Genomic DNA, 24,589 nt, shown 5'->3' with positions numbered 1-24,589 from the left:
CTGGAAAGAATCGGGAATAACAAAATCAATATTTGTACTATCTTTGCCTTATAGGTAAATATTATTATTTATGTTAAAACAGAATCTACAATTAAAACTTTCACAAAAACTTTCGCCTCAGCAAATTCAGTTGATGAAGTTGATCCAATTGCCTACTCAGGCTTTTGAACAACGATTACAAGAAGAATTAGTTGAAAATCCCGCTTTGGAAAATGGCAAGGAAGACACTGTAGATTTTGAGGACGAATACAGCAGTTCTACCGAAGAAGACTATGACGATTATGACAACGAACGCATTGATGCCGAAGATATTAACATTGACGAATATCTAAGCAACGATGAAACACCTGATTACAAATACCAAAGCAACAATTTTAGCGATGACGATGAAGACCGCAGCATGCCTTTTGTAGCAGGCGTTACCTTTCATCAGGATTTGTTGAACCAATTAAACACGTTTATCTTAACCGATGACGAAAAAAATATTGCCGAATTTTTAGTCGGTAGCATTGATGATACGGGTTATTTGCGAAGAGACATTCAGGATATTGTAGACGATTTAGCTTTTACCCAAGGTGTTTATACCGATGAAGCTACTGTAGAACGCATTCTTTTAACGGTAGTTCAAGAATTAGAACCTGCCGGAGTTGCGGGTCGCGATTTACAGGAATGTTTGTTGTTGCAGCTCAAACACAAAACTCCTACCGATTCTATAGCTTTAGCTATTGACATTATCGAAAATCAGTTTGATGCTTTTACCAAAAAACATTACGACAAACTGATTCAGAAATATGAAGTTTCCAAAGAGCAATTGCGCAAAGCGATTGACGAAATTGAAAAGCTGAATCCGAAACCGGGCGGCGCTTATGACGGAAACCAAAAACCCATTGAGCATGTAGTTCCTGATTTTACCATACGAATTGTGGATGGCGAATTAGAATTGAGCTTAAACGGAAGAAATGCACCAGAGTTGCATGTTTCTAAAGATTATCAGGAAATGTTGCAAACCTATAAAGATTCGAATGAAAAATCGAATTCTCAAAAGGATGCGGTACAGTTTATCAAGCAGAAATTAGATTCAGCTAAATGGTTTATTGATGCCATAAAACAACGTCAGGAAACGCTTTTTGTGACCATGAATGCCATTATGCATTATCAGGAAGAATATTTCCTAGACGGCGACGAAACGAAGTTAAAACCAATGATTTTAAAAGACATTGCCGACATGGTTGGTCTTGATATTTCTACGGTTTCGCGTGTGGCCAATAGTAAATATGTAGAAACGCCTTATGGCACTAAATTGATTAAAGAATTCTTTAGTGAAGCCATGAAAAATACCGAAGGTGAAGATGTGTCAACTATTGAAATTAAAAAGATTTTACAGAATGTTATTGAGGAAGAAGACAAACGAAAACCGCTTCCTGATGATAAGCTTGCCGAAATATTAAAAGAAAAAGGATACCCTATTGCCAGAAGAACTGTTGCCAAATACAGAGAGCAGTTGGATATTCCGGTAGCACGATTGCGCAAGAAAATTTAACAAAAGAACCTATAGCTGACTCTATAGCCCCGGTTGAAGCCAACTGCCGTGCAGTGCGAAAAACGGGAATAGAGTTTGCTGACACCACTAAAGATTCGCTTCATGAAAATAGAAAAGTTTTTACCGCTTTTTTCGTATATCTTCCATCCTATTTTTATTCCGCTATATGGTTCTGTTTTTTATTTTTTGACGATACCTAATGTGCTTTCCACTACTACAATCTATATGATTTTAGTTCAGATCAGCATTATCACATTAATGTTACCCATTGCGCTATATTTCTTGTTGATTTCTATGGGGTTGATCAAATCGTTTACGGAAGCAACGATTAAAGAAAGGCGAATTCCCGTTTCTATACAGGCAATTCTCTTCTTTATTTTGCTTAAATTCAGTATTACAATAGAGAATCTTCCGGAATTATTTTTGTTCTTTTTCGGGGGACTTTTGAGTACTATTTTGGCTCTGATCGGTATTATGGGGAATTATAAGGCAAGCCTTCACATGATTGGCATTACTTCGTTAGTCACATTTATGTATTATGTTTCAGTAAATTATCAATTACCTTATATTAATATGGTTGCTTTTGGTTTTATTTGTGTGGGTTTTGTGGCTTCTTCAAGATTATATATGAAATCCCACACTCCAAATGAGTTAATTATCGGGACTTTAATCGGAACTATTCCTCAAATCATTTTATGGCATTATTGGCTATAAAATATAGAACATAAATCCGATATTAAAAGAACTCATTTTTAAGTCCTGATCTTCAATTTTCACATCTTTAAAAATAGGTGTTAAGCCATAATAAGCATACATATTCACCGTGTTATACCCGAAACTGATATACGGTCCAAATTGCCATTTATTAACATCATTGCTATTCTTTATTTTATAATTAGCAGAAGAAGATTGAAAATCAGTTTTACTCCCTATTAAATAACTAGCTTTAAAGCCGGTATAAATACGCCAGAATTTATGATTTAAAGGTGTGGCATTTCTCCAACGAATTTCTAACGGGATATCAATGTAATGCAATACTAACTTATTTTTATCGTATGAATTTTCAATAACATACACATTAGGATCAGCATTTTGTACTTGTACATTGTGCTTAATATTGTTATAAGAATAGCCTAAACCTAAAGCTACAGACCAATCTCTACTTTTTGAAAAAGGGATATCTCGTAAAAAGCCTAAAGCAATTCCTGTTGAAAAAGAATATTGCTTGTATCCTGCTGGTTTATTCTGTAATAAGTTATAACTTATAGAAGCATAAAACTGGTCTTCTCTAAAAAGAGAATCTATTACTTTATAGGGGGCATTTAATCCTTCTTTTAGAGTTTCTGTTTCCTGTGCTTTTACTAAAGACATACTAAAAAGCAAGATCATCAAAAGAAATTTCAGTTTCATACACATTGTTTTTTGCTAAATTACTACAAAAATAGCTAGTAATAAAAAAGGTGCATCAATTGATGCACCTTTTTATATAAATTCATAAGACTAATTATTCTCCTACTGGGTTACCTTGCGTAGTTGTATAATTTACCTTTAATTGATCTACTTTACGTAATTCTGTTTTGATATCTTGTACCAGACCCATTTTCACATCTTTATCAATCTTCAAAGATGCTGTTAAATATTTTTCATCTTCAGAGTTTCTAGAAGCTCTTTCTGTAAACACAAAGTTTCTAATATCTCCTACTGAAGAAATTTTATCATTTAACTGAATACGGTCAGATGATCCTAAACTTGATCTGTAAGTTTCTTTTGCTTTACCTGCATAAACATACATCACGTATTGCTTTTTATGTAATTTAGCCGTTTGATCTGCTTTCGGCAAACGGTTTTCAATCTTCAAATCACTATCTTTCATTGTTGTAGCAGTCATGAAGAAGAACAATAGCATAAATACAATATCCGGTAATGATGCTGTAGAAATTGCTGGCAGGTCGCCTGATTTTTTCTTTTTAAATTTAGACATGTTTTCTAAAATTTAAAGGATTAATAGCTCTTTTTCGGTTCTGCTTCAGAAAGACGCATTGGATACATATTCTGAATTTTTTCCACTTTCGGCTTTAAGTCGTCCACTAAGCCCTCAACCGCTTTTGAAGCAGGATCGTTATAAACATACTCCATTTCTCTGTATGTTTTTCCATATCGCTTCATTGACTCTCTATCTCTCAAAATATAATAAGCAGCTACTAATTCATTTTGCACAGCAATGTATGTTTCATAAGTAGTTTGCCCATCATTCATTAAAGAAATAACTGCTTTGTCAGGATTGTCAGAAGAATTAGAATCTCCTTTTCCTTTACAATATGCACAAGTTCCATCTCCATTATTATCTAGAAAATCAACAGCAGCTTGTCTTAACTCTTTTAAAGTCATCAGTTTTTCGTTAACTAACAATTGATTGTCTTTGTTAACTAAAACACGCATGATGTTTCTTTCATTAATTGGTGGAGCTGGAGGATTTTCCTCATATCTAGGCAAAAGACGATTGATCCCTTGATCTACTCCAATAGTAGTAGTAACCAAGAAGAAAATTAAAAGCAGGAAAGCAATATCTGCCATTGAACCGGCATTTACCTCTGGTGCTACTCTTTTTGCCATAATTATTTTTTAATTTTATTAAAACCGGTCCATACCATAGTTCCTACAGCTACAATTGCTAAAAGATAAAATGTATTTAAACCAGTACTTACTAATTTTGATGTCGTTCCTGATACTACTCCTGCATTTGTCTTTACATCAGAGCTGTCTGCAATAACAAAAGAAATCACAACTACTGCCAAGAATAAACCAACAGATATTAATGTTTTCTTTAAAGTATCTTTGTGTGTAAACAAATTTTTCAACACAAATACCAAAACAATGGCAATACATGCTATAAATGCGATATAAGACACATTGATTAGCGGAGAAATCCAAGCGCTGTCTTTGTCTTCTGAAGCCAATATTCCTCCAAGGAATACCACGCTCAAAACACTCATTACAGCAGCTATAATTTTTACTATTTTATGTAAATTCATAAGAATGAATATTAAAAATTGAGTTTATTATTTTTTACTGTAATCAGACAAAATATCGATTAAGCTGATAGATGCATCTTCCATATCATTTACGATTGAATCGATTTTAGCAACGATATAGTTATAGAAAATCTGAAGGATAATTGCAACGATCAAACCAAATACAGTTGTTAATAAAGCAACTTTAATACCACCTGCTACTAATGAAGGCTCCATTGAACCTGCAGACTCGATTTGGTCAAATGCTTCAATCATACCAATTACCGTTCCCATGAATCCTAACATCGGAGCAAGAGCGATAAATAATGATAACCAAGAAACGTTTTTCTCTAATTGTCCCATTTGTACTCCACCGTAAGCTACAACAGATTTTTCTGCTGATTCCATACCGTGAGAATATCTATCTAAACCTTGATAAAAAATAGATGCTACCGGACCAGCTGTATTACGACAAACTTCTTTAGCAGCTTCAACACCACCTGAATTTAAAGCATCTTCTACCTGTGAAACTAATTTTTTAGTATTAGTAGTTGAAAGATTCAAGTAGATAATTCTTTCGATTGCAATAGCTAAACCTAAAATCAAACAGATTAATACGATTCCCATGAATCCAGGTCCACCCTCAATAAATCTTTTCTTCAACTCTTGAGTAAATGTTACATTCTCAGCGGTTTGATCGTCTGTAGCTTCTTCAACTACTGCTACTTCTTCAGTTGTAGCCGGAGCTTCCTGTACTTGTTCTGTTGCAGGCGCTTCTGTTGCTGTAGAATCTTGAGCTTGAACATTTCCAAAAGTCATAAGCCCTGTGATTGCCAAAATAGAAAATAATCTTTTCATCGCTTTTGTTCTTAAAATTTAATTAGTTAATTGGGTTTAAAAGTATAAAATATTTATTAATTTAAAATTCATTTTTAATGGCAGAGAGGAAGGGATTCGAACCCTCGATGCTCTTTTGAAGCATACACACTTTCCAGGCGTGCGCCTTCGACCACTCGGCCACCTCTCTATCAAATACATTTGATTTCAAGGACGCTAAATAACGTAAAAATTCTCAGGTATGAAAATTTTAACTTCATTTTTTAATTCATTTCTCCTCTTAACGAGGTTTCAAATATCGTTTTAAAAACATCTGTAGCTATTTTTTGACCTAATAAATACATCAATTTTGTAATTGCCGCTTCGGTTGTGATATTATGTCCTGAAATTACGCCAATGTTTTTCAGCCGTGTACTTGTCTCATATTTACCCATGTTTACAGAGCCCCCACTACATTGTGTAACATTAATAACGCAGATATTCTTTTTTATTGCCTTTTCTACTTCATTTAAAAACCATTCCTCAGATGGTGCATTACCGGAACCGTAAGTCTCTAACACTATTCCTTTTAAATTTTTTATATTTAAAAGTGCTGCAAAAACCTCGGCATTAATACCCGGAAACAACTTTATAATAATAACATTATTATCGAAGGTTTTATGTACTTTCAGTTTTTTATTTCCTGCTTTTCGCCATAAAATATTTTTATTGACTTTTAAATGTACTCCGGATTCGGCGAGTTCAGGAAAATTCGGAGATGTAAAAGCATTAAAATGTTCGGCACTTATTTTTGTTGTCCTGTTTCCTCTATATAACTTATATTCAAAATAAAGCCCTACTTCCTGTATTATTGGCTTCCCGTTTTCTTGCAGAGATGCAATTTGGATGGCCGTAATCAAGTTTTCCTTCGCATCAGTTCGCAAATCTCCGATAGGCAATTGAGAACCTGTAAAGATTACCGGTTTTGCTAAATTTTCTAACATAAAACTTAATGCTGATGCGCTATAAGACATGGTATCTGAACCATGAAGTACAACAAAACCATCAAAAGAAGTATAATTTTCTTCAATCAATAACGCCATTTTTTGCCAATGGGCTACACTCATGTTTGAAGAATCAATAGGATTATTGAAAGAAACCGTATCGATTTCGCAGTCTAATAATTTTAACTCAGGAATATTACTTAAAAGTTCTTTAAAGTCAAAAGCTTTCAGCGCACCGGTGTCACTATCTTTTACCATTCCGATAGTTCCTCCTGTATAGATCAAAAGTATTTTAGCCTTTGATACTTGCATTTTCATACTTCATTTTATTTACCACAGGGTTTGCATACATCGCTAAAAATCCATTTTTCATCGTTTCATTTTCTGCATCAATACGCATTTCTAATCGGCGCTCAAAAAGCTGCTTTTCTTTTTCTGTATACTGTGATGTAAACTGCTGATTTCCATTTAAAAGATCGTAAGCAATATAATTGGTAGGCCAAAGTTTATACGATTGCAAAATAGAATCGTCTATAACTTGTGCCAAAGCTTGTATTTGTTTGTTAGCGTTATCTGTTTCTACTTTTATAGCATCAAACTCCTTATTCAGCACATCGCCAACATGGATATGAATCCGTTTCTTTTGCCCTATGATTCCGCTGATTAAGTTCACGAAATCTTCGTTTTTCTCCTTCACATAAACCTCATCTTTTGCCTGAGCTAATAACTGTGGCATTTTCAAAGCATCTGTAGGATCATATTCGTAAGAAATAGAAACCGGAACAATTTTTAATTTTTTAAAGTAATCCAAACAACATGTTTCATCTGAAGCCATTGCTATCATTTTGAGAACTCCTTGATGGGTTGCATCATTTCCGTCTTTAGTTCTACCTTCTCTTTGCGCTACCCAAACCGAACGGTTTTCTTTCGCTAAAAGCTGGTACATATATTCAGACATCAATTTAGAACTTTGCAACAATTCTCTTGGCGGGAGATTACGTTTTACCAAAAAATTTCGGTTTAACCTTGACAATTTCAATAAAATATCTTTCTGAACCAGATTATCTCCAATAGCTGAAGCTGTCATGATTAATCCGTGTTCAAACAAAGAAACGTTTAATAAAGAAGTATCCAGAATAATATCTCTGTGATTCGAAATAAATAAATAGGAAGTATTGGGTTCTAATTTTTCAAAACCAGAAGTGGTCAATCCATCCGAACTTTTTTGCAATACCTTTTGAATAGATTCATAGATAAGATTGACTTGGAAATCCCGGATAGAATGTGTTTTTTTTAATTGCTCTTGCCAAACTTCCTCTTCCATATCCGGAAACGTAAAATTCATGATAGCCTTCAACATAGGATTACCCAGAATAGAACGCAACGCTTCGTTTACTTCCGAATCATAATAAGGCCTAATGTCATCAAATTTTGTCATAATGGTAAAAACAAAGCACAAAAAAACAAAAAAAATAGCACATACACCTTATGAATACGTTAAATTCCAAAAACTTCGCAAGCGCTTTGCGTTGTTATTTCTGCTATTTCCGCATCAGAAACTCCATAAATCTCTGCTAATTTTTTAGCAACCAATGGAATATAACTACTCTCATTGCGCTTTCCTCTGTAAGGAACCGGGGCCAAATAGGGCGCATCTGTCTCTAAAACAATATGTTTTAAATCAATTTCATTTAAAAACTGATCTATTTTTCCATTCTTAAATGTTGCCACACCTCCTATTCCTAATTTCATATTGCAATCTATAGCTCGTAGTGCTTGATTGTAATCTCCTGTAAAACAATGAAAAACTCCTGAAAGTTTCTCGTCTTTCTCCTGTTCTAGAATTTCAAAAGTTTCATCAAAAGCATCTCTACAATGAATATTAATAGGTAAGTTATATTGTTTTGCTAAATGGATCTGATGTTGAAAAGCTCGCTGCTGTTCTTTCAAAAAGGTTTTATCCCAATACAAATCGATTCCTATTTCTCCAACCGCATAGAATTTCTTAGAAGCCAATTCTTGTTCCACAAAAGCTAGTTCTTCCAAATAATTTTCTTTTACATAGGTAGGATGCAAACCCATCATCAAAAATACATTTTCCGGAAACTCATTGGCAACTGCATACATTTCTTGACTATATGACGAATCTATAGAAGGAACAAACATTTTGGTTACACCAGCTTCAATAGCTCTTTGCATCATTAATGAACGATCTTCTTTAAACTCTTCAGAATATAAATGAGTGTGAGTATCTATTAACATTAGCTTATTTCATTTTTTCGTTTCGGGCACAAATTTACAAAGATTAAATCAGGTTTATTCTAATCTAATATTAAGACTTTCTTCACTTTTTAGAAGTGAAAAAATTATTATGTTTGATCCATGGAAGATTTGCAAGATTTTTTAAAGGAAAAGAAATACAAAAAGATACGTTTTAAGGTTCTAAAAACTCAACATTTGTTAATTAAAGCAAAAATAAATGACGTTAGCGGACTTTTTATCCTTGACACAGGTGCCAGTAATAGCTGTGTGGGTTTTGAAGGGATAAAAAAATTCCATTTGCAATCGGAAGAATCAGAGACCAAAGCATCAGGAGCAGGTGCTACAGGTATGAATACGCTTTTGGCTAAAAACAATCTTTTACAAGCCGGAAGATGGAAAGACAAAAAATTACATCTTATTGTTTTTGACATGAGTCATGTAAACAACGCATTAGAACAATACAAAATAAAACCTGTTGATGGTATTATTGGTGCTGATATTCTTTTAAAAGGAAAAGCAATTGTGGATTACAGTAATCATTTATTGTATTTAAAATAAACACGCAACTGTTAATCTAAGGAATTATTTTCATTACTCAAAAACTTCCTTGAGTACGTCTAATGATTTCGGTTTTTGAAAACCTTCTATATTTAAGGTATAATAATCTAAAAGTATTTTTAAAAGCATCTTTCTTTGCTTGCCTGAAAACAACTTTTGTTCGTCCGAAAATTTAAGTTCCACTAATTTTTTAAACCAATTGGTTTCCTCTTCCGACAAACAGGTCAATGATTGGAAAGGAACAAAAACACCTTCTGTCATTTCAAAAAAAGGCCGTTCACTATTTGTTTGCGGATAAAATCCCAAATAACGTGTAAGTTGCAATAAGGTTATCAAATGAAAATTAGAAATCTCTTGGTGTGTATCAAGCCAAGTCAATGCTGTTTCTAAAAACGTAAATAACGTTTCATTCTTCCCGTCTTCTTTAAGAGCATGATGCAAAACATCTGAAAGAAAAAGTGTAATGGTTGTTTTATATATATCTTGAGGAATGGTTTGAAATGGAACTTCTATTCTAACTTCTTTGAAACGTTCTAAAGTTCCTTTATTTTTATGATACGCTTCTATTCCTAAGATAGTCAACGGCTGAAAAAAAGCATTTTTTTGTTGGTTTCGCTTTCCCGAAAAAGCATTAGGCACAAAATAAGACTTTATACCATCTGAAAGCGTAAAGCATTTCACAATTAGGCTTTTCTCCTGATATTTTAGAGACGATATAACTATTGCTTTGGTTTTAACAAGCATAATTTATCGGATAATCATAACTTTTTTTACTGTAGTATCCATTCCGTCTTCAGTAGCCACAAAAATCATATACACTCCGGAAGCAACTTTGTATTTTCCAAAAGCTGTTCCATCCCATTCAATAGTTCCTCCTGCCGAAGTTGTTTCAAAAACCAAATTTCCTTCTATATCTGTAATTTTCACGTTTGCTTTATCTGTTAATCCCGCTATTTTAATAGTTCCGTAATAGTTTGGCCTTACCGGATTAGGATAAACATATACATTGGCTAAATCACCACTAGGCTTAGTAGAAGTTCCTAGAAAAGACACCATTCCCTTATCTGTAGCAAAAAAAACTTCTCCTGTTACACCGTCAATTTCGATGTCGTTCACGTTATTACTCGGAAGTGGCGAATTACTTTTGTTAAATTGATATATGGTTTGTTGTCCGTTTGCAGACACTAAGAAAACCCCACCGTCAGCTATAGACACCCATTTTCTGTTTGCTCCGTCTACTTCTATATCCAATAATGGCTGTTCATAGAACAGTTCTTGTGCTAAATCTCCTTCTTGAATCACAATATTATTTACCGTTAACTCACTTTCATTTGTAAAAAGATTGACATTTGACAAGACACATAATCCCCTAATAGTAGCAATCCAAAGCTGATTATTATTATCAATAACCAATGCTCTAACATCATTACTCGGCAACCCTTGGTCTGTTTTTATTTGAATGAATTTATTACTTTGTGTATCGTTAAAGGCAATTAAACCATCATTACTAGTAGGAATCCATTTGGTTAAATTTTTATCAATAGCCAAAGAGGCAAATTTAAACGCTCCGGATGTCATATAATCTGAAAGATTATAGGATTGCCACTGTCCGTTTGACCTCATAACTTTTAATCCTCTTTCTATAAAGCCATTTGTTACCCACAGATCTCCATTTTTATCAAAAGTAGGACTATTTACCCTAACATCTATAACACTAGGGTTGTCATTATCTACTAACGATTCCAGACCATTTGTCCCTGTGTTTGATTGATTATAAAGTGTAAACACCTCTTCTTCTAATTTCAACAATCCCGAATAGTACGAACTAAAGTAAATCTGATTAGCATTATTGGGGTTAACACCTATTCCTGAAATTGATTTTGCATTTAGAACATCCGAATAAGTATAATTAAACCAGCCTGCTTCTTCTCCGTAATTGCTTACTCCTAATTCATCTAGCGGATAAGGATTATAGTCAATATCATAATTTCCATAAGCCACCCAGAGATTGTTTGTTGCTTTTTTTACTCTGAAAATATAATTTTGAATAGGCCCGTTGGGCGACAGATTTTCAAAAACACTTAGATTTGACAAAGAAGCCGAAAAAAGTCCGTTTGCTACTGTACCTATGAACAACTCATCTCCGACCACTGTTGCTGCAGAAAACGTTACAGTATAATCCGGGATATTTGTCACATGAGCAACTTGAAGAAATGTTTCATCTAAAACGTAAATGTGATTTTGAGTGGTTATTGTTAAGTGATTTTGGTTTACTTTAAAACTAATTCCTCCTTGACTTAGACTCAAAACATTTACAAAACTACTTCCATTATATCTGTAAACTATTGAATTCATATTTAATGCCACTAATTGATTGTTAAAAGTTGTTATTCCACTCCAATATCCTGAATCAAAAGTTTGCCATTGCGAATAGTCGTAAATAAACGGATTGGTTAACAGCGCTTTTCGCATTCCAAAATTTTGCGTAACTGCGTATAAGTCGCCATTAAAAACTGTCGTTTGATAGACTTTTGTTTCCTCTCCAGAAGTTCCTATGAAATAAGTAGAAACGAATTCGTTCGTTGCTAAATTTAAAACAGAAATTCCGTAATCAGTTGAAATATAAAGTCGTCCTTCATATTCATAAAAATTATTAATTCTCTTGATATTTGGTGAAACCGGAACTTCTTCTATAATATCTACTTTGGTCACAACTGTTCCGTCTTGATTCACAATCAAAAGCAAACCGTTATCATTTCCTGCAATTAACTTTTTGTACGTATCCGAATAATATATTGTTGTTATTGAATTTGGCTTAAATCCGGAAATAGAAGTGATCTGATCTACATTCGACAGAAGCAAATCCTTGTAGAACACAGAGACCTCTGTAGCTGCATAAATCTTATTTGAAGCAGAAGCTACATCAACAATCTCATTATATGAAAAATAGCCTTTCCATAATTGGTTGTTTTGCGAATAAAAAACAGTTATCCAGCATAAAAAACTAAAAACAAAAACGACTTTCTTCATCTGATTTACTTTTTACAAATATAGTATAAACGAAAGAATTATTCTTTCGGTATATTTAGAGAACAAAAAAGGCTCTCAAATTGAGAACCTTTTCTATTTTTTTATTATTTAAGAAGCTTATACAACCCCTTGAGCCAGCATAGCGTCTGCTACTTTAACAAAACCGGCAATATTAGCACCTTTTACATAATTTACATAACCATCTTCTTCTACACCGTATTTTTTACATTGGTTATGAATTCCTGCCATGATTTCTTTTAAACGAAGATCTACTTCCTCACTTGTCCAATTCAAACGAATTGAATTTTGTGTCATTTCTAAACCAGATGCTGCTACACCACCAGCATTAGCTGCCTTACCCGGAGCAAAAAGAATTTTTTTAGTTAAAAACACTTTTATAGCTTCTAATGTAGAAGGCATATTTGCAGCTTCAGTAACACAAAGCACACCATTATTGACAAGATTAATTGCATCTTGCTCGTTTAATTCATTTTGTGTTGCACATGGAATGGCTATATCTACTTTTACTTCCCAAGGGCTTCTTCCTTTCACAAATTTAGCATTAGGATATTTCTCCAAATACATTTCTGCTTTGTTTTTACCACTAGCTCTCATTTCCAGCATAAAATCTATTTTCTCTCCCGAAATTCCTTCTTCATCATAAATATATCCATCAGGACCAGAAATCGTAACTACTTTCCCTCCTAATTCCGTTACTTTTAATGCTACTCCCCAAGCTACATTTCCAAAACCAGAAACAGAAACTGTTTTGCCTTTAATAGATTGACCAATTGTTTTTAACATTTGATCCGTAAAATAAACGACTCCATAGCCCGTTGCTTCAGGACGAATTAATGATCCTCCGTAAGCCAAACCTTTACCTGTTAAAACACCGGTAAACTCATTACGAATTCTTTTATATTGCCCGAACATATATCCAATTTCTCTAGCTCCAACACCAATATCTCCAGCAGGCACATCTAGAGCAGGACCTATGTGTCTACACAATTCTGTCATGAAAGATTGGCAAAAACGCATAACCTCTGCATCTGATTTTCCTTCCGGATCAAAATCAGAACCTCCTTTACCGCCACCCATTGGAAGAGTTGTCAAACTATTTTTAAAGATTTGTTCAAAAGCTAAAAACTTTAAAACAGACAAATTTACTGTCGGATGAAAACGAATCCCTCCTTTATAAGGACCAATCGCTGAATTCATTTGAATTCTAAATCCTCTATTCACTTGAATTTCTCCCGAATCATCTACCCACGGAACACGGAAAGTAATTGATCTTTCTGGCTCAGCAATTCTAAGTAAAAGATTTTTTCCATCATATTTTTTTTGCTCAGCAATGAAGGGAATTACAGTTTCTGCAAATTCTCTTACAGCCTGAATAAATTCCGGCTCATTAGGATTTTTGGCTTCAACCTGAGCCATGAAATCACTTATTTTCTGTTCAACTAATTGTGACATTTTTTAAAAAAATAAGAATAATAAGATTTTTTTTGTTTTTTTGTTTTTAGAAAATCATTTATAAAACGGAACAAATATACATCTTATTACGAAAAAAGATTTTTTTTTGGCAAAATTTTATCAAATTGTTAATTAGAGATGTTCTATGTTTTAAATTAGCTTTTTTTAAACAGAATTTTAAGTTTTTTTTTTGAAGTGTACATTGTTTTTATATATTTGTCAGATAATAGAAAACTTTTAGTGATGACTAAAAAAATAAAACACCTACTGTTATTGTTACTTTTGGCTCCATTTACTATTCACGCTCAATTTGGTTTTTCTCATGAGATTGGTGCATTTATTGGAGGAGTTGCTTTTCAGTCTGACTTTGGAGTACGTAATGACTTCAAAACAAATTCTGGGAATACTGGTTTTGCCATCGGTTTAGTTCATTATATGAACTTCTCTTATCGTGCGGAATGTAATTGTTATACTCCTGATACTTATTTTAATGATCACTTTAAACTACGTTCAGAGTTGTCATATAATAGTACAAAGCTTGAGCATTTTGGAAAATGGGCCGACAAACAAAATATATATGGCGCTCAGTTAAAAGCCATGAAAGGGGAAGCTAAAGTGACAGATATAGGAATGCAATTGGAATATTACCCTTTAAGCATTAGAGAATTTACTTCTTCTGAAGGATCTTTTGCTCCATTTATCGGATTAGGGGCTCACTTTTCTATTTTTTCAAATGACACCTACTCTACATTAGGTCCATTAGGAACTACAGCAACTACTTATCCTGATTATTTACCGGATGGTTGGTCTAACGATGGCGGTACTACTTGGTCTGTAGTTTCATCTGTAGGATCTCGTTATAAATTAACTGAACTTTCAGACTTATTTGTTGAACTACGTTGGCAATATTATTTTTCTGACTGGGTTGATGGTTTGAGAAAAAATCCTGATATCTATAGTGAAAACAAAGCAAACGATTGGAATCTTTGGTTAAACTTTGGTTATATCTACTATTTAGATTAATATTCTTAAGTATACAGTACAGCAATAAAAAAGAGAGATCTATTAGATTAGATTTCTCTTTTTTATTTAAACTTTTTTAGAAAACAAAAGTAACCTTACATGTAATTAACCAAGAAACAATAAAATATGTTTCTTGGTTGAAAAATAAGAATTAACTGTTTTTTTTAATACGCAACCTTTTTTATTATCCTACATCTAATAGATAATATAATAAAAATATAATTGCTATGAAAAAAATTCTCAAACATCAAAAAACAGTACAAGGATTTATTTATTTAATCCTTTTCTTACTTATCAGTTGTAATGATGATGACAACCCAAAAACTAATGTTTACGTCCCTACTGCGGCTGAATTCAGTTCACTAAGAGATGATGCTCTGGAAACATTGACTCAACATTTTCAATTTGATGTTGAAAATGGCTACACTTCAATAATTACAGAAAAGGAGTAACAATTAGTATTGATCCTAACTGCTTACGTTTAAACGGGAATTCAGTTACCGGAACTATTGATTTAGATTATGTAGAAATCTTTGATGGTGGAAACATGATTACAACAAACAAGTCTACTATGGGATTAATGAATGACGGAAACAAATCACTTCTGATATCTGGAGGAGAATTTTATATCAATGCAACACAAGGCGGTCAACAATTAAGTATTAACTGTCCTATGACATTAGCAATCCCTACTTCATTAACTAACCCAGGAGGAGACAATACAATGTCTTTATGGAACGGAGTGATTGATGAAAATGGCAATATAACCTGGGAAGAAGACACAGCGAACCCTGTCGGCAATGAAGGCGTTTTTATTGAAGGTCAAGGTGAAACTGCCGTTTATTACGCTTACTTCGATAGTTTCGGATGGACAAATGTAGATCGTTTTTATAATGATTCCAGACCTAAAACTACAATCTTAGCAGATGTCCCGGATGGTTATAACAATGACAACTCTGCTATTTATATTCATTATGACGGAGAAGGAAATGCCTTAGCTCATTTAGACAGATATGATGAAGAAACAGAACTGTTTTCTGAACACTATGGCCAAATACCTATTGGTTTGGAATGTCATATTATTTTTGTTTCAGAGCAAAATGATAATTGGTTATATGCTATAAAAGAAGTTACTATAACAGCCAATACTGTCTATAGCTTTTCAATTTCCGAAACCAGTGTAGTTACTGAAGAACAATTAATAGATGCAATAAACGCTTTGCCTTAGAAAATAAGATTATTAACAAACTAAAAATGGCTCATAATGAGCCATTTTTAGTTTGTATAGATGTTTTCTCTCAATTGTTTAAACATTTCTGTTGTCATTGACTCCATATCATAATCATTCTTCCATCCCCAATCTTGTCTTGCTGAAGAATCATCAATGCTTGCAGGCCAGCTATCAGCTATCTTCTGTCTGAAATCAGGTTCATAAGACATTTCAAAGTTCGGATAATGTTTTTTAATCTCTGCTGCAATTTCTTCCGGTGTAAAACTCATTGCCGCTAAATTATAAGATGAACGAATCTTTATTTTTTCTGCAGGCGCTTGCATAATTCCAATCGTTGCTTTAATTGCATCATCCATATACATCATAGGAAGCTCTGACTTTTCGGATAAAAAACTGGTAAACTTACCTTCCGTAATAGCCTTATGATAAATATCAACCGCATAATCTGTAGTTCCTCCTCCTGCTTCTGTGCTCCAACTTATTAATCCCGGATAACGAATACTTCTAACATCTACTCCGTATTGGGAATAATAGTATTCACACCAACGTTCACCACATTGTTTTGAGATTCCATATACTGTAGTCGGCTCCATAATTGTGAATTGAGGCGTAGTATGTTTTGGGGTAGTAGGCCCAAAAACAGCAATACTAGAAGGCCAGAATATTTTTTGGATTTTCCCGGCTTTAGCCAAATTCAATACATGGAACAAAGAATTCATATTCAAATCCCATGCAAATGCAGGGTTTTTCTCAGCTGTAGCTGAAAGTAATGCAGCCATCAAATATACATCTGTAATTCCATATTGTTCTACTAAATGTTCAATTTGATTATAATCTAAAGCATTAACCACTTCAAAAATTCCGTTGTTAACTACATCATTATTTAATTTTCTAATATCTGATGCTACTACATTCTCAACACCATAGGTTTCACGAAGTTTAGCCGTTAATTCAGTACCTATTTGACCACAGGCTCCTATAATAAGAATTTTAGTTTTCATTTCGCTAAATTTGCAAACAAATATAGTTTATTTCCCAATATGCTTTTTGTTAAAATTTAAAATATTCAGACAATAAGTAGGTAATTTGTGAAATATTTTTAAAATATGGCGCCAAAACTAATTATTCAATAAATTTAAATGCACTCCCTTATAAACTTTGTTAAGTTTTTTTTGAAATAGAATGCTAAAGCTCAAACATTTGTATTTTTGTCCAAATTTCACATCATGAAAAAGATATCATTATCACTTATTATACTCATCAACTTATTTCTTTCCAACTGTGATAAATTTACAGATGAAAAAGAAATTGCAAAACGAGAGCAAATCAAGAAAGATTCTATCTTTGCTGCCATTTCAAAAAAATGGATTTTTAATTTTCCTTCTTCGGGAATAGAAGTAACCCAAGCAATGGATGAATGGAATAAATGGACTCAGTTTAAACAAGAATTACAACAAAAGCCCAAAACTTCTCTATTAGCTTTTCAAATGAAAGTCAAGAATGTCTCTACAAAATCAGACAGTTTATATTTAACCGTCCCAAATGATTTCAACAATGCTCAAGTACGAAGCAGATTAAGAACTTTAGATACTAAAATAAAATCACTTGATACTTATATCCATTTGCAAAGCATTCCTCAACAGAAAGTTATCAGTCTCATTTCTGAAATTAACGAGGAAATCAAAGGGGTTTATAATCAAATGGAAGAAGTAGTGATTAAAAAAGCTATTCCAAAAGAAGTGGGCGAAGATGAAATGCTTAGAGCTTTGGATACTACGAGAAACGCTAATTTTGAGAAAATGCAAAATGCTATGCAAGAAAAGGAAAAATAAATACTACTTTTATTCTAAATGTGTCAACAAATGAAAAAAACTTTACTTTTTTTAACTACTGTCTTCTTCTTTATAACTTTTTCAAATTTTGCACAAAGCATTATTTTTGAAGATAATGCTTCTAACTATTCTGGAAGCTGGACAAACGGAAGCAATTTTGGAACTGGATTTACAACTTGGGATTTATGGACGCAAAACACAGATGTTTCTAATTTTGCCGGACATTTTTTAGCCAGTTCAGCAAGTAATGGATTTGGAGATATTGATTCTTCCGGAGTAAGCTTTGGAATGTATGGAAATCCAAATGGTGCAAATGTTCAAGCCAATGCGCAACGCTTTTTAAACAATACAGGTTCAACTGCTGTTGGAGGAAGAGAATATTTGCTTCCGGGACAAAGTTTCTCAATTGATTTAGCCGTTGCTTATCGAAATGGCTATAAAGGCATTGACTTAATGGATCAAAATTATGCTATTTTATATAATTTTAATGTTGCCAACGATATTTATAGCACGACTGACTCCGCTGATTTAGGGTGGGCTTACAATCAAGCTTCTGTTTTCAATATAACCGTTCATCAATTTGACACCAATTCCTTTGAAGTAATAATCGATCATGGAACAGACTCACATTCGTCAGGAGCTTTAACCGGACAATTTTCAGGTTTCAAATTATATGTAGGCAATACAACTGATAGTAATGTGTTAAACAATTTATTCTTTAACAACTTGAAAGTAGAAGAATGTGCTATGACTACCACTTGGGACGGAACATCTTGGAGTTTTGGATTACCTACTAACAAGAAAAAAGCCGTATTCACCGGAAATTACACAGCAACAACTGATTTTAGTGCTTGTTCTGTTCAAATAAGCAACAACGCCACCGTAACCGTAAACAGTGGAATTAATGTTACCTCTACGAATGAAGTTATTGTTGATAATGGTGCGCACTTCATCTTTGAAAACACTTCTGCTTTATTGCAAACCAATTCCTCTGCTGTTAACACCGGAAATATAACCTATAAAAGAGATTCATCTCCTATGCGCATCTATGAATTTACATATTGGGGATCTCCTGTTAACGGGCAAGCTCTAAGTGTTTTTTCTCCTTTAACATTATCAGATAAATTCTTTTCATTTGATACTGCTACGAACAATTGGGTGTTAGAAAACTCCGGAAATACTATGATTCCCGGCAAAGGCTATGCTGTACGTGCTCCTCAGGGATTTACAACCACTGCTCAAGTTTATAACGGAGAATTTATTGGCTCTCCTAACAATGGCGACTATAGTATTTCATTGATTGACCATAGTATTGCCGGAGCTTATAACTTTATAGGAAATCCATACCCTTCTGCTATTAGTGTAGCTTCATTAATCAATAATTCTACAATAGGAACCCTTTATTTTTGGACTCATAATACTGCTATTTCTAATAATGAATTTACTTCTGATGATTATGCAGTTCGAACTAAATTATTTGGAACAGCTGCCGTTTCAGGAGGAACTATTCCCGGAGCTTATGTTTCTGCAGGGCAAGGATTTTTTGCCTCATCCAGTGCGAATTCTACACTTACTTTTACTAATGCAATGCGAGTTAGCAGCAATAATACCCAGTTCTATAGAAGCACTACAAGTTGCTCCGATCCTGCTTATTATTCCTTTTATTTAAATATGACCAATACAGGAGGAGCATTCAAGCAATTAGGAATCGGCTATGTTGAATGTGCTACAGCCGGTTATGACAATGGTTTAGATGGAATTTATGCCGCCGGAACTTATATCAGCTTCTATTCTGTCATTTCAAATTATAATTTGCAAATTAACTCCTTAGCTTATCCTTGGAATATTACCGATACTATCCCGCTAGGATACATTTCTAACATTACAGGGAATACTACTTTCCAAATAGAATTTGACGCTTCAAATCCTAATTATGATCATTTTTTTGATGATAAAGACATCTTTATTGAAGATACAGAAACAAATACTTATCATAATTTAAAAACAAGTCCGTATGTTTTTAATTCTAATGAAGGAACTTATAATAGTCGCTTTGTCATTCATTACCAAAATAGTACATTGACTAATCCTGCTTTTAGCTCCCAACAAGAAATTGTATTTTACAATCAAGACAATCAATTAGAGATTCATTCTAGTCAATCAGAAATTCAGCATGTAATGGTTTATGATATTAGCGGAAGACTTTTAGTAAACCAAAATAACATCAATAACAAAATCTTCGCTATAGCGAAAAACACGATACAAAAACAAGTTGTTTTAATTACAACTATTTTAAAAGACGGAACAACGTTAAACAAAAAATATATTTTTTAACTTTTGTTTCACGAAACTTAACCATCGCCTGATTCCATTTAGTGCGATGGTTTTTTTATTTTTGTACCTTACTTATTCTTAAAGTTTTGAGCAAAAGCGATATTTTACATTTATACGAAAAAAACGGAACGGTTTCGGCTGTTAGTGAAGCTATTACTAACCGAAAAAAAGTTGCTGTTACCGGCTTAACGGGTTCTTCTCTATCTTTCTTTAGCAGCGCCTTATTCCAAAAAAGCGATTTGCCTTTGCTGTTGCTTTTCAATGATAAAGAGGAAGCTGCCTATTATTTGAATGATTTAGAAAACCTCATTAATAAAGATGATGTTTTATTTTACCCCGGTTCGTATCGCCGTCCTTACCAAATTGAGGAAACCGACAATGCCAATGTTTTGCTTCGTGCCGAAGTTTTAAACCGAATCAACTCGCGAAAGAAACCGGCTGTTATTGTTTCTTATGCCGAAGCGGTTTTTGAAAAAGTAGTCACCCGAAAGGAATTAGAAAAAAACACACTCAAAATACAAGTTGGCGAAAATCTATCCATTGATTTTATCAACGAAACGCTATTCGAATACAACTTTAAACGCGTTGATTTTGTTACCGAACCCGGAGAATTTTCCGTTCGTGGCGGAATTGTAGATGTTTTCTCGTTTTCCAATGACAATCCATACCGAATTGAATTTTTCGGAGACGAAGTAGATAGCATCCGTACGTTTGATGTAGAAAGTCAGCTTTCTGTTGAAAAACTAAAAAAGATCAGCATTATTCCTAATGTTGAAAACAAATTACTAGAGGAAAATCGCGAAAGCTTTTTGGAATACATCAATGAAAAAACGATTCTAATTATCCAAAATACCGAATTTTTGGTTCACCAATTGGATAAATTATTTAGCAAAGCCAATGAAGCTTTCGATAAACTATCGGCTGATATTAAACACAACAAACCCGAAGAATTATTTGTAAACCAAAGTGCCTTTTTGAAAAAAGCACTCGATTTTTCTGTTATTGAATTAGACAAAAAGCCTATTTTCAAAAGCGATAAATCTTTTGAATTTCACACGCTTCCTCAACCGTCATTCAACAAACAATTTGATCTTTTGCTGAATAATTTAAGTGAAAATCACTTTAACGGTTATACCAACTATTTGTGTTGTTCCAATGAAAATCAGGCATCGCGCTTTCATGATATTTTTGAAAGTATTGACGAAGAACAGCACGAATCCAATCGCAAACAATACAAAACCATCGTTTTACCTTTATATCAAGGATTTATTGACGAAGAAAACCGAATTGTTTGTTACACCGATCATCAAATTTTTGAGCGCTACCACAAATTCAGCATTAAAAACGGATATTCTAAAAAACAGACTATTACGCTTAAAGAACTAACCTCACTTTCTGTTGGCGATTATGTAACGCACATCGATCACGGAATTGGGAAATTTGGCGGTTTGCAAAAAATTCAGGTGGAAGGCAAAACACAAGAAGCTATCAAATTAGTCTATGCCGATAACGACATTGTATATGTTAGTATTCATTCGTTGCATAAAATTTCCAAATACAACGGTAAAGATGGTGCGCCGCCAAAAATATATAAATTAGGAAGCAGTGCTTGGAAAACTTTAAAGCAAAAAACAAAAGCGCGCGTCAAACACATTGCTTTCAATTTGATTCAATTGTATGCGAAACGCCGATTAGAAAAAGGATTTCAATATGCTCCGGATAGTTATTTACAAAAAGAATTAGAAAGTTCTTTTATTTACGAAGATACTCCCGATCAAATAAAAGCTACAGCCGATGTAAAAGCCGATATGGAAAGCGAAAGACCAATGGACCGCTTGGTTTGTGGTGATGTTGGTTTTGGTAAAACGGAAGTTGCTATTCGTGCTGCTTTCAAAGCGGTTGACAATGGAAAACAAGTTGCCATTTTGGTTCCTACGACTATTTTGGCTTACCAACATTATCGAACATTTTCTGAACGATTAAAAGACATGCCGGTTACAGTAAGCTATTTGAATCGTTTTAGAACAGCCAAACAAAAATCGGAAACTTTAAAAGGTTTAGAGGAAGGGAAAATCGATATTGTTATTGGTACACATCAATTGGTCAACAAAAATGTAAAATTCAAAAATTTAGGATTACTGATTATTGACGAAGAGCAGAAATTTGGTGTTAATGTCAAAGACAAATTAAAAACGATTGCAACCCAAGTAGATACTTTAACGTTAACGGCGACACCTATTCCTAGAACACTTCAGTTTTCTTTGATGGCAGCTCGAGATTTATCGGTTATTACCACACCGCCGCCTAATCGTTATCCGATAGAAACTCAGGTGGTGCGTTTTAACGAGGAAATTATTCGTGATGCTATTTCATACGAAATCCAACGTGGAGGCCAAGTCTATTTCATCAACAACCGTTTAGAAAACATTAAAGAAGTTGCCGGAATGATTCAACGATTGGTTCCCGGAGCTAAAGTGGGCATTGGTCACGGACAAATGGACGGAAAAAAACTGGAAGAATTGATGCTTGCTTTCATGGAAGGCGAATTTGATGTTTTAGTAGCTACAACTATTATCGAAAGTGGATTAGATGTACCGAATGCCAATACCATTTTTATTAATAATGCCAATAACTTCGGTCTTTCTGATTTGCACCAAATGCGCGGTCGTGTGGGTAGAAGTAATAAAAAAGCGTTCTGTTATTTCATTACGCCACCTTATTCGGCAATGACGGAAGAAGCCAGAAAACGTATTCAGGCCTTGGAACAATTCAGCGAATTAGGAAGTGGTTTTAACATTGCTATGAAAGACTTAGAAATTCGAGGTGCCGGAGATTTATTAGGCGGAGAGCAAAGTGGTTTTATCAATGAAATCGGTTTTGATACCTACCAAAAAATCATGAATGAAGCTATTGATGAATTGAAAGAAAATGAGTTTAAAGATTTATACCAAGAAGAAAATAATATTGAAACCAAAGAATTTGTAAAGGATATTCAAATTGATTCTGATTTTGAATTGTTGTTTCCTGACGAATACATCAATAATATTACCGAGCGTTTGAATTTATACAACGAGTTAAGTACCTTAAAAACCGAAGCTGAACTAGAACGTTTTGAACAGCACTTAATTGACCGTTTTGGTCCGTTGCCTAAACCGGCTTTGGCTCTTTTGAACAGTGTTCGTATTAAGTGGAAAGCAACCGCTATGGGAATTGAACGCTTGATTTTAAAACAAGGCAAAATGGTGGGGTACTTTATCAGCGATCAACAAAGCGATTTTTATCAGAGTAACCGCTTTATGAAGGTTTTACAATTTGCCCAACAAAATGGAAACATCTGTAAAATAAAAGAGAAGCAAACTAAAAATGGTTTGCGTCTGCTTTTGAGCTTTGATCAAGTTAAGAGTATAAGCAAAGCTTTAGAATTGTTGAAAGCGTTTTAAAATTTTTTAGGAGGAACAGAATTTGTCAATATCATTATTGTGAACATGATAAATCCAACCCAATAAAAGCATTTTGCGAACTTTATAAGTTTAGTCTTGTTTTCTAAATAGAATTTTATTGGCTGCCTATTTAGATTATCCGCATTGTGTTTCTTATGGAATTTTTCCGGTCGATTGAATATGTATTCTACAATATATTTATTCCAAAAAAATACAACTATAAAGAGAATCAGAATAGTTAAAAGCTTATTTAAGAATTCCATTTAATTAATTTTTACATTTTCAAAGATAAAAAAAACAAAAAGTCCCGAAATCTTCGGGACTCAATGTTTCTTTGATAAGAAATAAAATTACTGCTATTAACCGAGACAAACTTAACACTTCAAATGTTAATCTTGGTACAGTTTTTCTGTATATTTTGTTAAAATGTGTTTTTTATCATTGAAAAGTAAAAAAAGTCGTTGAAACAAAAAAATTGAATCTACACTTTTACTCCCTTATTAAAGTATAATCGCCAAAAGGAACAGAAAAAGAACGCGCCACAGAGGGTGTTCCGTCTTCTTTATACCCACAATAATTAGTCTCTAATCTGAACTGCACTTTTAATTTTTGAACACCGCCTTCAGCGACAACTCTCATTGTCCAGAATCCCTGAAGACAATCATCATCATTTGCCGGTTCTGTAAAAGACATTCCCAATCGTTTTTCATCAGTACTGCACTCCTCACATACCGGATAACTCGTCTTCCTCATTTGACTTAATGACCACATATTATAAGCATAAGCACTGGTATAATTATTACTTAAATTACTTAATGTATTTGTCTTTTCCACCCCACTTTCTATATACTGGAATTCGCCCACTAAACAATCTTCATAATATTTATTGCTAACATTCATCATTTCTCTTTTCACAAAAGAAACTTTTAGGATAGTGGTTCCTTCCGTATAGCTCCAGGCTCCCACAAACTGATCAAAATAATAATCTACATCTTTATAATAAGCTCCATTTACATCTCCTAGATAAAAATTCGG

General features: G+C 33.7%; 22 protein-coding genes and 1 tRNA gene. 9 read left to right on the top strand and 14 right to left on the bottom strand.

All coding sequences use genetic code 11. The features are described from left to right. Positions 1 to 70: 70 nt before the first annotated feature. Both rpoN and ACUSJC_RS06595 read left to right on the top strand, forming a co-directional pair. The gene (gene rpoN, locus ACUSJC_RS06600) at positions 71 to 1,540 is read left to right on the top strand and encodes an RNA polymerase factor sigma-54 (RefSeq protein WP_449268767.1); all 1,470 of its coding nucleotides are present in this window, start codon (positions 71 to 73) and stop codon (positions 1,538 to 1,540) included. Positions 1,541 to 1,642: 102 nt separating this feature from the next. Next, a complete protein-coding gene (locus ACUSJC_RS06595; RefSeq protein ID WP_449268766.1) occupies positions 1,643 to 2,254 on the top strand; it encodes a hypothetical protein in 612 nt (203 codons plus the stop codon). Here ACUSJC_RS06595 and ACUSJC_RS06590 read toward each other — a convergent pair. The 9 genes from ACUSJC_RS06590 to ACUSJC_RS06550 form a co-directional block, all read right to left on the bottom strand. Then, positions 2,249 to 2,950 (bottom strand): porin family protein, encoded by a 702-nt coding sequence (locus ACUSJC_RS06590; RefSeq protein ID WP_449268765.1) that lies wholly within the window; start codon positions 2,948 to 2,950, stop codon positions 2,249 to 2,251. The genes ACUSJC_RS06595 and ACUSJC_RS06590 overlap by 6 nt on opposite strands. Before the next feature lie 94 nt (positions 2,951 to 3,044). After that, positions 3,045 to 3,521: an ExbD/TolR family protein gene (locus ACUSJC_RS06585; protein ID WP_449268764.1), complete on the bottom strand. Its 477-nt coding sequence runs from the start codon at positions 3,519 to 3,521 to the stop codon at positions 3,045 to 3,047. Between the two features lie 20 nt (positions 3,522 to 3,541). Continuing rightward, positions 3,542 to 4,153, bottom strand: a complete 612-nt coding sequence (locus tag ACUSJC_RS06580; RefSeq protein ID WP_449268763.1) for an ExbD/TolR family protein — start codon at positions 4,151 to 4,153, stop codon at positions 3,542 to 3,544. 2 nt (positions 4,154 to 4,155) lie between these two features. Further along, entirely contained in the window at positions 4,156 to 4,572 is a 417-nt protein-coding gene (locus ACUSJC_RS06575; protein WP_449268762.1) for a hypothetical protein, read from the bottom strand. A gap of 27 nt (positions 4,573 to 4,599) precedes the next feature. Then, positions 4,600 to 5,409, bottom strand: coding sequence for a MotA/TolQ/ExbB proton channel family protein (locus ACUSJC_RS06570; RefSeq protein WP_449268761.1), 810 nt, complete (start codon positions 5,407 to 5,409; stop codon positions 4,600 to 4,602). A gap of 78 nt (positions 5,410 to 5,487) precedes the next feature. Beyond that, positions 5,488 to 5,578 (bottom strand) — tRNA-Ser (locus ACUSJC_RS06565). Positions 5,579 to 5,651: 73 nt separating this feature from the next. Beyond that, positions 5,652 to 6,683 carry an asparaginase gene (locus ACUSJC_RS06560; RefSeq protein ID WP_449268849.1) on the bottom strand — a complete coding sequence of 344 codons (1,032 nt, stop codon included), beginning with the start codon at positions 6,681 to 6,683 and terminating at the stop codon, positions 5,652 to 5,654. Further along, on the bottom strand, positions 6,664 to 7,809 hold the full coding sequence (locus ACUSJC_RS06555) for a 1-acyl-sn-glycerol-3-phosphate acyltransferase (protein WP_449268760.1): 1,146 nt from the start codon (positions 7,807 to 7,809) through the stop codon (positions 6,664 to 6,666). Before ACUSJC_RS06555 ends, ACUSJC_RS06560 begins: the two co-directional genes overlap by 20 nt. A 59-nt stretch (positions 7,810 to 7,868) precedes the next feature. Beyond that, positions 7,869 to 8,633: a TatD family hydrolase gene (locus ACUSJC_RS06550; protein ID WP_449268759.1), complete on the bottom strand. Its 765-nt coding sequence runs from the start codon at positions 8,631 to 8,633 to the stop codon at positions 7,869 to 7,871. Positions 8,634 to 8,753: 120 nt separating this feature from the next. Between ACUSJC_RS06550 and ACUSJC_RS06545 the strand changes: the two genes are divergently transcribed. Continuing rightward, positions 8,754 to 9,191, top strand: a complete 438-nt coding sequence (locus tag ACUSJC_RS06545) for a retropepsin-like aspartic protease (RefSeq protein ID WP_449268758.1) — start codon at positions 8,754 to 8,756, stop codon at positions 9,189 to 9,191. A gap of 33 nt (positions 9,192 to 9,224) precedes the next feature. Here ACUSJC_RS06545 and recO read toward each other — a convergent pair whose 3' ends face one another. The 3 genes from recO to gdhA form a co-directional block, all read right to left on the bottom strand. After that, positions 9,225 to 9,935: a DNA repair protein RecO gene (recO, locus tag ACUSJC_RS06540; RefSeq protein WP_449268757.1), complete on the bottom strand. Its 711-nt coding sequence runs from the start codon at positions 9,933 to 9,935 to the stop codon at positions 9,225 to 9,227. Positions 9,936 to 9,938: 3 nt separating this feature from the next. Further along, positions 9,939 to 12,221 carry a type IX secretion system anionic LPS delivery protein PorZ gene (porZ, locus tag ACUSJC_RS06535; protein ID WP_449268756.1) on the bottom strand — a complete coding sequence of 761 codons (2,283 nt, stop codon included), beginning with the start codon at positions 12,219 to 12,221 and terminating at the stop codon, positions 9,939 to 9,941. 117 nt (positions 12,222 to 12,338) lie between these two features. After that, positions 12,339 to 13,694 (bottom strand): NADP-specific glutamate dehydrogenase, encoded by a 1,356-nt coding sequence (gdhA, locus tag ACUSJC_RS06530; protein WP_449268755.1) that lies wholly within the window; start codon positions 13,692 to 13,694, stop codon positions 12,339 to 12,341. Positions 13,695 to 13,937: 243 nt separating this feature from the next. On the opposite strand from gdhA, the gene ACUSJC_RS06525 reads away from it, so the two are divergent. The 3 genes from ACUSJC_RS06525 (at position 13,938) to ACUSJC_RS06515 (ending at position 15,945) form a co-directional block, all read left to right on the top strand. After that, positions 13,938 to 14,717, top strand: a complete 780-nt coding sequence (locus ACUSJC_RS06525) for a THC0290_0291 family protein (RefSeq protein ID WP_449268754.1) — start codon at positions 13,938 to 13,940, stop codon at positions 14,715 to 14,717. Positions 14,718 to 14,944: 227 nt separating this feature from the next. Continuing rightward, the gene (locus tag ACUSJC_RS06520) at positions 14,945 to 15,169 is read left to right on the top strand and encodes a hypothetical protein (protein ID WP_449268753.1); all 225 of its coding nucleotides are present in this window, start codon (positions 14,945 to 14,947) and stop codon (positions 15,167 to 15,169) included. 95 nt (positions 15,170 to 15,264) lie between these two features. Continuing rightward, positions 15,265 to 15,945, top strand: coding sequence for a hypothetical protein (locus tag ACUSJC_RS06515; protein ID WP_449268752.1), 681 nt, complete (start codon positions 15,265 to 15,267; stop codon positions 15,943 to 15,945). 47 nt (positions 15,946 to 15,992) lie between these two features. Here ACUSJC_RS06515 and ACUSJC_RS06510 read toward each other — a convergent pair whose 3' ends face one another. Further along, positions 15,993 to 16,949, bottom strand: a complete 957-nt coding sequence (locus ACUSJC_RS06510; RefSeq protein WP_449268751.1) for an L-threonine 3-dehydrogenase — start codon at positions 16,947 to 16,949, stop codon at positions 15,993 to 15,995. 225 nt (positions 16,950 to 17,174) lie between these two features. Here ACUSJC_RS06510 and ACUSJC_RS06505 point away from each other — a divergent pair, with 225 nt between their 5' ends. The 3 genes from ACUSJC_RS06505 (at position 17,175) to mfd (ending at position 23,554) form a co-directional block, all read left to right on the top strand. Next, entirely contained in the window at positions 17,175 to 17,780 is a 606-nt protein-coding gene (locus ACUSJC_RS06505) for a hypothetical protein (RefSeq protein WP_449268750.1), read from the top strand. 30 nt (positions 17,781 to 17,810) lie between these two features. After that, positions 17,811 to 20,114 (top strand): T9SS sorting signal type C domain-containing protein, encoded by a 2,304-nt coding sequence (locus ACUSJC_RS06500; RefSeq protein WP_449268749.1) that lies wholly within the window; start codon positions 17,811 to 17,813, stop codon positions 20,112 to 20,114. 152 nt (positions 20,115 to 20,266) lie between these two features. Next, positions 20,267 to 23,554, top strand: a complete 3,288-nt coding sequence (gene mfd, locus ACUSJC_RS06495) for a transcription-repair coupling factor (protein ID WP_449268848.1) — start codon at positions 20,267 to 20,269, stop codon at positions 23,552 to 23,554. Positions 23,555 to 24,043: 489 nt separating this feature from the next. Here the strand turns inward: mfd and ACUSJC_RS06490 are convergent. Next, on the bottom strand, positions 24,044 to 24,589 hold a 546-nt coding region (locus ACUSJC_RS06490; protein ID WP_449268748.1), incomplete at its 5' end, for a DUF6705 family protein.

This window comes from Flavobacterium sp. U410 (assembly GCF_053570605.1).
This window is presented reverse-complemented; position numbering and strand designations above follow the sequence as displayed.

Excerpts from the sequence above, each read along its gene's own strand:
- ACUSJC_RS06560 (WP_449268849.1), bottom strand. The coding sequence starts at position 6,683 with ATGCAAGTATCAAAGGCTAAAATACTTTTGATCTATACAGGAGGAACT.
- gdhA (WP_449268755.1), bottom strand. The coding sequence starts at position 13,694 with ATGTCACAATTAGTTGAACAGAAAATAAGTGATTTCATGGCTCAGGTT.
- porZ (WP_449268756.1), bottom strand. The coding sequence starts at position 12,221 with ATGAAGAAAGTCGTTTTTGTTTTTAGTTTTTTATGCTGGATAACTGTT.
- ACUSJC_RS06545 (WP_449268758.1), top strand. The coding sequence starts at position 8,754 with ATGGAAGATTTGCAAGATTTTTTAAAGGAAAAGAAATACAAAAAGATA.
- ACUSJC_RS06555 (WP_449268760.1), bottom strand. The coding sequence starts at position 7,809 with ATGACAAAATTTGATGACATTAGGCCTTATTATGATTCGGAAGTAAAC.
- ACUSJC_RS06505 (WP_449268750.1), top strand. The coding sequence starts at position 17,175 with ATGAAAAAGATATCATTATCACTTATTATACTCATCAACTTATTTCTT.
- ACUSJC_RS06525 (WP_449268754.1), top strand. The coding sequence starts at position 13,938 with ATGACTAAAAAAATAAAACACCTACTGTTATTGTTACTTTTGGCTCCA.
- ACUSJC_RS06515 (WP_449268752.1), top strand. The coding sequence starts at position 15,265 with ATGATTACAACAAACAAGTCTACTATGGGATTAATGAATGACGGAAAC.
- ACUSJC_RS06575 (WP_449268762.1), bottom strand. The coding sequence starts at position 4,572 with ATGAATTTACATAAAATAGTAAAAATTATAGCTGCTGTAATGAGTGTT.
- rpoN (WP_449268767.1), top strand. The coding sequence starts at position 71 with ATGTTAAAACAGAATCTACAATTAAAACTTTCACAAAAACTTTCGCCT.
- recO (WP_449268757.1), bottom strand. The coding sequence starts at position 9,935 with ATGCTTGTTAAAACCAAAGCAATAGTTATATCGTCTCTAAAATATCAG.
- ACUSJC_RS06595 (WP_449268766.1), top strand. The coding sequence starts at position 1,643 with ATGAAAATAGAAAAGTTTTTACCGCTTTTTTCGTATATCTTCCATCCT.
- ACUSJC_RS06510 (WP_449268751.1), bottom strand. The coding sequence starts at position 16,949 with ATGAAAACTAAAATTCTTATTATAGGAGCCTGTGGTCAAATAGGTACT.
- ACUSJC_RS06580 (WP_449268763.1), bottom strand. The coding sequence starts at position 4,153 with ATGGCAAAAAGAGTAGCACCAGAGGTAAATGCCGGTTCAATGGCAGAT.
- ACUSJC_RS06520 (WP_449268753.1), top strand. The coding sequence starts at position 14,945 with ATGAAAAAAATTCTCAAACATCAAAAAACAGTACAAGGATTTATTTAT.
- ACUSJC_RS06550 (WP_449268759.1), bottom strand. The coding sequence starts at position 8,633 with ATGTTAATAGATACTCACACTCATTTATATTCTGAAGAGTTTAAAGAA.
- ACUSJC_RS06590 (WP_449268765.1), bottom strand. The coding sequence starts at position 2,950 with ATGAAACTGAAATTTCTTTTGATGATCTTGCTTTTTAGTATGTCTTTA.
- ACUSJC_RS06500 (WP_449268749.1), top strand. The coding sequence starts at position 17,811 with ATGAAAAAAACTTTACTTTTTTTAACTACTGTCTTCTTCTTTATAACT.
- ACUSJC_RS06585 (WP_449268764.1), bottom strand. The coding sequence starts at position 3,521 with ATGTCTAAATTTAAAAAGAAAAAATCAGGCGACCTGCCAGCAATTTCT.
- ACUSJC_RS06570 (WP_449268761.1), bottom strand. The coding sequence starts at position 5,409 with ATGAAAAGATTATTTTCTATTTTGGCAATCACAGGGCTTATGACTTTT.